This is a genomic window from Trebonia sp., from assembly GCF_049794275.1.
In the GTDB taxonomy this organism is placed as follows: Bacteria; Actinomycetota; Actinomycetes; order Streptosporangiales; family Streptosporangiaceae; genus Trebonia.
The window spans coordinates 1-7,418 of the sequence record NZ_JBARCR010000396.1; the positions used below are offsets into that span (position 1 = coordinate 1).

Sequence of the window (7,418 nt, forward strand, 5' to 3'; positions counted from 1 at the left end):
GACCAGTCACGCCAGCCGGCGGCCGTCAGCCTGAGGAAGATCTGCTCGCGGGTCTCGAAGTAGCGCAGCATCGCCGACTTGTGCATTCCGACCTCGTCCGCGATGTCGGTGAGGGTGACCTCCCTGATGCCCGAGCGAGCGCCAAGCCGTGCCGCGGCCTCCAGGATGGCCTCTTCGCGCAGCTGCTTCGCCTCGGCCGAGCGGGCCCGCTGGAACTCAGTCACGCCCCCATATTAGCGCAACAGAGTTGCGTAAATAACAAAACGATGTTTTACTAAGAAGCATGCAACAGGTATGGTTCATCACCGGATCCTCGCGCGGCTTCGGCCGCGCCCTCGTCCAGGCGGTCCTCGACGCGGGCGACCTCGTCGTCGCCACGGCGCGCCGTCCCGGCCAGCTCGCGGAGTTCACGCAGCAGTACGGCGACAGGGTGCTGCCGCTCGCGCTCGACGTGACCGACGAGGCCGCCGTCCGCGATGCGGTCAGCGCCGCCGTGGAACGCTTCGGCCGGCTCGACGTCGTCGTCAACAACGCCGGTTACGCCAACGTCGCGCCGATCGAGACCGGCGACGAGGAAGACTTCCGCACCCAGTTCGAGACCAACTTCTGGGGCGTCTACAACGTGTCGAAGGCCGTCACCCCGCTCCTGCGCGCCCAGGGCGGCGGCACGATCGTCCAGTTTTCCTCGGTCGGGGGCCGCGTGGGCGGGTCCCCTGGCATCGCCAGCTACCAGGCGGCCAAGTTCGCCGTCGACGGCTTCAGCCGGGTGCTCGCCGTCGAGACCGCGCCGTTCGGCGTGCAGGTGATGGTCGTGGAGCCCAGCGGCTTCGCGACCGACTGGGCCGGCTCGTCGATGACGATCCACGACATCCCCGCGGACTACGACACCACGATCGGGACCATGCACCGCCGCATGCGCGTCAACCCTGCCGGTCCTGCGGGCGACCCGGTCCGCGCGGCCGAGATCATCGTGCAGGCAGTCAAGCGCGGCAACCCGCCCGCCCACCTGCTGCTCGGCGTGACCGCCGTCGAGATGGCGCTCGATTACTCGCGACGCCAGCTCGACGAAGCCGGCGCGTGGGAGAGTGTGAGCCGCTCAGCCGACTACGCCGAACCCTACCCAGTCGAGTTCCCGCCAGCCAAGCTCTCCGTTTAACGGGTGGTCAGGCAATTCCAATTTTCCGGAACGTACCCGGCTTACTCCACGCCGTTCATGACTCCAGTTCGCCGCGGCGCCGTGAGTCGAGTCTCTCGCCCTTGGGCTTCCTTGGCGGCCGGCGCTTGACCTCGACGCCGCCCATGAACGCCACCCCGTTGACGATGATCGTCGGGCCGCCCGGCTCCCCGGTCCCGCCGGACTGGTGGTCGAAGGCGCCCATGATGCCGATGCCGGTGACCCGGACGTTGGCGTCCTCGGGCACGGTGATCTCGATGCCGCCCATGAACGTGATCGCGTGGATCGTCGCGGTCCGCGTGGCATACCGCGCGTCACGCAGGTCGATTTCCCCGCCGCCCATGAAGGCGAAGGCGGTGAACTCTTCCGGCACCACCCAGTCGCCCCTCCTGGAGAACCCGCCCATGATGGCGAAGGCCCCGTGCGACGTCGGCTCGCCGCCGAACCGCTGCGGGTCGCCGGACGGAACGTGCGCGGGCGCGGGCGCCGCGCCGCCGGGAGTCTGCGGCAGGTCTCTGGTGATCGGCTCGAGCTCCGCGTAGGTCTTGGCCGCGTACACGGCGTCGAGCCGTTCGTCCAGCTCCTCCATGGTCAGTCGGCCATCCCCGGCTGCCTGGCGAATTACTTCGGCGACACGCTCGCGATCGGCGTCGGAGGCACGCAGGTTCCCCTTGTCCGGGACTGCTGGCGGACTATCCATGTATAGAGCCTAGGCGGCCCTGGGCAGCTAGGTACAGTTCCCCCGGAGGGCGCGCGCGTCAGATATCGCCTATCGGGATGATCTCGAGAACCTCGATGGACGCTCCTGGCATGCTCAGGTGCGGGTGACCGAAAAGGATGCTCTCGACTTCGTCGGCCGAGCCCGCCTCCAGGATGGAGTAGCCCGCCACGTCAGTGGAGCCTGCCGCGCCAGGTCCGACATGAGTGGTGTGACCGAGCGGCGACCCGAGGTCGGCGATGGCGTAGCCGACCTTGTTCGCCCAGGCCCGCCACGCTTCCATGCCGGCTTCCTGCTGCTCGGGGGTGGCGTTGGCCATCTGCTCGAGCGCGGATGCCTCTGCACGGTAAAGGATCATGAACTTAGACATCGTGACCTCCCCGGTTCTTCGCGGCCGCTGCCGTCCGCGCTAGGGGTGACACTACACGGGCCCGGCACGTAACGACCGGCCGGTTGCCGCCGCGATCTCGTTCGCGACCTCGGCGGGCCGGTCGAGCGGCAGGAACGTCCGGCCCGCCGGCACCGTGGTGAACGTCGCGTGCGGGAACGACTCGCTCAGCCGCCGTCCCAGCTCGACGCGGAAGTACGGGTCGGCGTCGCCCCAGAGGATCCGTACCGGCCCGGTGAACTGGCCGAACCGGCCGGCGGCGTCGAGGAGAAGGCCCGGCCGGACGCCCCTGGCGAACTTGGCGAGGTCGTGACGGATCGCCTTGCCAGCCAGCGGCTGGACCCAGTCGCTGGTCAGCGCGCCGTCGAGCGGGCCGCTGCTGAGCGGCCCGAAGGCGAGCGGGCCGTGCCGTACGGCTTGCGACCGGAGCGCCGGAGCCAGGCAGGCGACCAGTCCGGGATGGCGCAGGGCGTGGAAGAGCGGCGCGAGGCCCCGGGGCGGGAAGCTGCCGAACGCGTCACAGTTGGTCAGCACCGCGCCGCCGATCCGGCTGGTATCGCCGCCGAGCATGAGCTGGCAGATGGCGCCGCCGGTGTCGTTGCCGACGATGGTCACGTCGCTGAGGTCGAGTGCCTCAAGGAAGTCCCGCGTGAGCGCGGCGATTCCCTGCGGCGAGAGGTCGGCGTCCGCGTTCATCGGGCGCTGGTGCGAGCCGAGCGGCAGCGTCGGCGCGTAGCTGCGGATGCCGTCAGAGGCCAGCCGCTCGGCTACCGGTTCCCAGAGCCGTGCGTCGACGAGCAGTCCGTGCACGAATACGACCGGCGGGTGCGAACTCGAGCGCGGCCCGGCCGCGCGGTAGGAGATATCGCCCTGCGGCAGTTCGGCCACGAGGGGTCCGGCTGTGGTATGTTCAGTGCTCATAATCAAAAACATACAGACTGTACGTATGTATGTCTAGGCCCGCAACGGTGCGAGAATCGAGCCATGTCATCACCGACTTCCGCTGGCACCCGGCCGCGCCGCACCCAGGCCGATCGGTCTGCCGCGACCCGTGACGCGCTGATAGCGGCGGCGCGCCGGCTGTTCGCCGCGCACGGCTTCGCTGAGGTGCCGACCGACTCGATCGCGACGGCAGCGGGGGTCACCAGGGGGGCGCTGTACCACCAGTTCGCGGACAAGATGGCGCTGTTCGAGGCGGCCCTGGACGCGGTCGAGGCCGACGTCGCCGCGCGGCTCGCGCGTGAGGTGGCGGCCGTAGGCCAGAGCGACCCGGTCGAGGCCATGCGGCACGCGGTACGGATCTGGCTGGGGATGTGCACCGAACCAGAGGTGCAGCGCATCGCCCTCGTCGACGGGCCGTCGGTACTGGGCTGGGCGCGGTGGCGGGAGATATGCCAGCGGCACGTGTTCGGCCTGGTGGAGGCCGTCGTGTCGCTGGGCATCGAGTCGGGGCGCATCCGTGCCCGGTCGGCGCGGCCGATCGCGCACGTGCTGATGGGCGCCAGCGACGAGGCCGCCCTCTACGTCGCCGAGGCTGAAGACCAGGAGCTGGCGCGCGCCGACATGGTCGAGGCCCTCAACCAGCTCATCGACGGCTTGACCGCGGCCTAGCGCCGGGCTGTGACACTAAGGGCGCGACGGCTTAATCGATGTTCAACGGGCCTTCCTTACCTTCGTAGCAATCACAGCTAAGCGGAGGCCGGGGAACATGTGCGGGATCACCGGGTGGGTTGACTTCGGGCGCGACCTGCGGGGCGAAGGCGAGCGAGCCGCGATCGAGGCGATGACGGCGACGATGATCTGCCGTGGGCCGGACGCCGGCGGCACGTGGTGCTCCGCGCACGCGGCGATCGGGCACCGGCGGCTGTCGGTCATCGACCTGGCGGGCGGCGCGCAGCCCATGCGCGCGCCTGGCGAAGACGACGTCGTGCTGACCTTCAGCGGGGAGATCTACAACTTCACCGAGCTCCGTCACGAGCTCGTGGCGCGAGGGCACGAGTTCAGGACCCGCTCGGACACGGAAGTGCTGCTCCATGGCTACCTGGAATGGGGCGCGGACTGCGTGCGGCGGCTGAACGGCATGTTCGCGTTCGGCGTCTGGGACGGACGCCGGCAGGAACTGCTGCTCGCCCGTGACCGGCTTGGCGTGAAGCCCCTGTACTACGCGGCACGGCAAGATGGCGTGCTGTTCGGGTCGGAGCCGAAATCCGTCCTCGCGCATCCGGACTTCCGCGCGGAGATCGATGCGGAAGGGCTTGCCGAACTGTTCAGCCAGGTCGGCACCGGCACGCCGGGGCACGGCGTCTACCGCGGACTCTCCCAGGTCAGGCCGGGCACGCTGGTACGGGCCGGCCGCGACGGGATCCGCGAGTCCGCCTACTGGCGGCTCGAGGCCCGCGAGCACGCCGGTGACCTCGCGTCGACGGCCGGCACGGTCAGGGAACTGCTCGCCGACATCGTGCACAGGCAGACCGTCGCCGACGTTCCGCTGTGCAGCCTCCTATCGGGCGGCCTTGACTCCAGCGTGGTGTCCGCGCTGGCCGCGGACAGCCTCAGCCGGCGGGACCGCGCCAAGCTGGCCACCTTCTCCGTTGACTTCACCGGCAGCGCGGATGCCTTCACACCCGACCAGTTGCGGCCCAGCCACGATGAGCCGTTCGCCCGCGCCGCCGCCGAGTACATCGGATCCCGGCACAGCACGATCACCCTGGAGGCGGACGATCTGGTGACGGCGCAGTGGGCGCCGCTCGCCGCGCACGACCTGCCCACCTTCGGCGACATGTACGTGTCTTTCGTCCTGCTGTGCCGCGAGATCAGCAAGCAGTCAACCGTGGCGCTGTCCGGGGAAGCCGCGGACGAGGTGTTCGGCGGGTACCCGTGGTATCACGTGCCCGCCCTGCTTGCCGCGCCGACGTTCCCCTGGGCCGCCCGCGGATCCTGGGAGCCGTTGCTGCGCCCGGATGTGCGGACGCGTATCAGGCTCCGCGAGTACGCCGCCGACCGGTACGCGCAGGCGCTGGCGGAAGTGCCGCGGCTGGCCGGCGAGAGCCCGGAGGACCGGCGCATCCGCGAGATCCTTTACCTCGGGCTGACCCGCTGGCTGCCGTTCCTGCTCGACCGCAAGGACCGGCTGAGCATGGCGTGCGGGCTCGAGGTCCGGGTACCTTTCACCGACCACCGGCTCGTCGAATACGTATGGAACGTCCCGTGGTCGATGAAGGAAGCCGGCGGGATCGAGAAGGGGCTGCTGCGCGCCGCGGCGGACGGCCTGCTCCCCGGCGACCTGCTCCGGCGGCGCAAGAGCATCTATCCCGGTGCGGCCGACCCGGCCTACGAGCGAGCCATCGACGCGCAGCTGCGGCGGCTGATGACGCAGCCGGACGCGCCGCTGTTCGAGTTGATCAGCAGGGAAGCGCTCACCGCCGCCTACGCCGCCGATCCGCGGCTGCCCGGGCTGATGAGCGTCCAGCCGAGCTCGACCTCGCCTGTCGCGTTCCTGCTCGACGTCAACCGGTGGCTCGAACGCTCCGGTGTCACCATCAGGTAGGCATTACCCGAGGAGGGGGCGCGGATCGAAGGTAACCCGGATGCGGCTGATCTGCCCGTCCTCCACGTGGCTCCAGTTGACGACGGGCAGCGGCCCGGCCGCGTCGGTCCGCAGCTCGAACCAGGTGAGCACGTCCGGGCCGTCCACCCAGCGCTTGATCACCTCGACCTGCCGGGTCATGGCGAACATCCCGGCCAGGCCGCTCGCCGTCTCCGCGGCCCCGTGGGTGCTGCCCAGCGCCCCGGCGAAGTCGACATCCGGGTGCAGCAGCGGCCGCACGCTGTCGATGTCGCCGTTCCGCCAGGCCTGGAAGTACGTTGCCGCCACTTCTTCCGGTGTGGCACTGCGTTCCGGTGTAGCACTGCGTGCCGATTCCATGGCACCGACACTACGCCGGGCAGCGGCCCATAGCTAAGCTCCACTCTTGTGGCTAAAGCATGGGCCATTTCCGGGGTAGACCTGCACCTGGAACTGGCCGGGCACCGGGTACGGGCCGGGCTGGAGGCGGCGCTTCGCGAGGCCGTGCAGACCGGGCGGCTGGCACCGGGGACACGGCTGCCGTCGTCCCGGACGCTGGCAGCCGACCTGGGAATCGCCCGCAACACGGTCGCCGAGGCGTACGCCCAGCTCGGCGCGGAGGGCTGGCTGACCGCGAGGCAAGGCTCGGGCACGCGGGTCGCCAGCACGGCCGTAGTCTCCCCGGGGCCCGCGGCCGGGATCCGGCCGCCACTCGGGGCCCGGGCGGCCCGGTACGACCTGCGGCCCGGATCGCCTGACCTGTCGGCGTTTCCCAGAGCCGGGTGGCTGTCCGCGGCGCGGAAGGCGCTGTCCGGCGCGCCCAGCCGGGCGCTGGGCTACAGCGATCCCCGGGGCCTGTCGGAACTGCGCACCGTGCTGGCCGCGTACCTGGGCCGCACCCGCGGGGTGCGGGTCGCGCCGGACCGGATCGTCGTCTGCGCCGGGTTCACGCAGGGACTCGCGCTGCTGTGCCAGGTGCTGCCGGACGTCGGCGTCACCAAGATCGCGGTCGAAGACTACGGCCAGCCGCATACGGCCGAGGCTCTCGCCGCCTCCGGCCTCACGCCGGTCATGCTCGGCGTCGACGACGGCGGCGCGGTGCTGGACAAGGCGCACGGCGCGCAGGCGATGCTGCTCACCCCTGCGCACCAGTTCCCCCTCGGCTCGGTGCTGTCACCACGGCGCCGCGCGGACGCTGCCCGCTGGGCCGCCGGCAGCGGCGGGCTGATCATCGAAGACGACTATGACGGTGAGTTCCGGTACGACCGTCAGCCGGTCGGCGCACTGCAAGCGCTGGCCCCCGAGCACGTCATCTATGCCGGCACGGTCAGCAAGACCCTGGCGCCCGGGCTGCGGCTCGGCTGGCTGGTGCTGCCCGCTCGGCTGACCGAGGCGGTCGCCAGCGCCAAGGCGCGGTCAGACGCGCACACCAGCAGCTTCGAGCAGCTCACGCTCGCCGAGTTCATTACCTCCGGGGCCTACGACCGGCACGTGCGCCGCGTCAGGCTCGCCTACCGGCGCCGCCGCGACCGCCTCGTGGCCGCGCTCGCCACGCACGCCCCCGGTGTCCGCG

The 7,418-nt window shown here is 70.6% G+C and carries 9 protein-coding genes; 4 read left to right on the top strand and 5 right to left on the bottom strand.

The window, feature by feature from the left end:
* A partial coding sequence (locus WA805_RS10725; protein ID WP_425242264.1) for a helix-turn-helix domain-containing protein occupies positions 1 to 224 on the bottom strand: 224 nt, incomplete at its 3' end.
* Between the two features lie 59 nt (positions 225 to 283).
* On the opposite strand from WA805_RS10725, the gene WA805_RS10730 reads away from it, so the two are divergent.
* Positions 284 to 1,156: an SDR family NAD(P)-dependent oxidoreductase gene (locus WA805_RS10730; RefSeq protein ID WP_425242265.1), complete on the top strand. Its 873-nt coding sequence runs from the start codon at positions 284 to 286 to the stop codon at positions 1,154 to 1,156.
* A gap of 55 nt (positions 1,157 to 1,211) precedes the next feature.
* On the opposite strand, the gene WA805_RS10735 is transcribed toward WA805_RS10730, so the two are convergent.
* Genes WA805_RS10735 through WA805_RS10745 form a run of 3 tightly spaced genes read right to left on the bottom strand, consistent with a single transcriptional unit; the run spans position 1,212 to position 3,201 of the window.
* Positions 1,212 to 1,874 (bottom strand): DUF1707 domain-containing protein, encoded by a 663-nt coding sequence (locus tag WA805_RS10735; RefSeq protein WP_422272451.1) that lies wholly within the window; start codon positions 1,872 to 1,874, stop codon positions 1,212 to 1,214.
* Positions 1,875 to 1,932: 58 nt separating this feature from the next.
* Positions 1,933 to 2,262, bottom strand: a complete 330-nt coding sequence (locus WA805_RS10740) for a hypothetical protein (RefSeq protein WP_422272449.1) — start codon at positions 2,260 to 2,262, stop codon at positions 1,933 to 1,935.
* Between the two features lie 51 nt (positions 2,263 to 2,313).
* Positions 2,314 to 3,201 (bottom strand): alpha/beta fold hydrolase, encoded by an 888-nt coding sequence (locus tag WA805_RS10745; RefSeq protein WP_422322282.1) that lies wholly within the window; start codon positions 3,199 to 3,201, stop codon positions 2,314 to 2,316.
* A gap of 63 nt (positions 3,202 to 3,264) precedes the next feature.
* Here WA805_RS10745 and WA805_RS10750 point away from each other — a divergent pair, with 63 nt between their 5' ends.
* A complete protein-coding gene (locus tag WA805_RS10750; RefSeq protein ID WP_422272445.1) occupies positions 3,265 to 3,891 on the top strand; it encodes a TetR/AcrR family transcriptional regulator in 627 nt (208 codons plus the stop codon).
* 97 nt (positions 3,892 to 3,988) lie between these two features.
* Entirely contained in the window at positions 3,989 to 5,827 is a 1,839-nt protein-coding gene (gene asnB / locus WA805_RS10755) for an asparagine synthase (glutamine-hydrolyzing) (RefSeq protein WP_425242266.1), read from the top strand.
* Positions 5,828 to 5,830: 3 nt separating this feature from the next.
* Here the strand turns inward: asnB and WA805_RS10760 are convergent, their stop codons facing one another.
* Entirely contained in the window at positions 5,831 to 6,154 is a 324-nt protein-coding gene (locus tag WA805_RS10760) for a nuclear transport factor 2 family protein (RefSeq protein ID WP_422339296.1), read from the bottom strand.
* A gap of 99 nt (positions 6,155 to 6,253) precedes the next feature.
* On the opposite strand from WA805_RS10760, the gene WA805_RS10765 reads away from it, so the two are divergent.
* A partial coding sequence (locus WA805_RS10765) for a PLP-dependent aminotransferase family protein (RefSeq protein WP_425242267.1) occupies positions 6,254 to 7,418 on the top strand: 1,165 nt, incomplete at its 3' end.

Coding starts and splice junctions, on each gene's coding strand:
- WA805_RS10750 (WP_422272445.1), top strand. CDS start 3,265: ATGTCATCACCGACTTCCGCTGGCACCCGGCCGCGCCGCACCCAGGCC.
- WA805_RS10735 (WP_422272451.1), bottom strand. CDS start 1,874: ATGGATAGTCCGCCAGCAGTCCCGGACAAGGGGAACCTGCGTGCCTCC.
- WA805_RS10740 (WP_422272449.1), bottom strand. CDS start 2,262: ATGTCTAAGTTCATGATCCTTTACCGTGCAGAGGCATCCGCGCTCGAG.
- asnB (WP_425242266.1), top strand. CDS start 3,989: ATGTGCGGGATCACCGGGTGGGTTGACTTCGGGCGCGACCTGCGGGGC.
- WA805_RS10730 (WP_425242265.1), top strand. CDS start 284: ATGCAACAGGTATGGTTCATCACCGGATCCTCGCGCGGCTTCGGCCGC.
- WA805_RS10745 (WP_422322282.1), bottom strand. CDS start 3,201: ATGAGCACTGAACATACCACAGCCGGACCCCTCGTGGCCGAACTGCCG.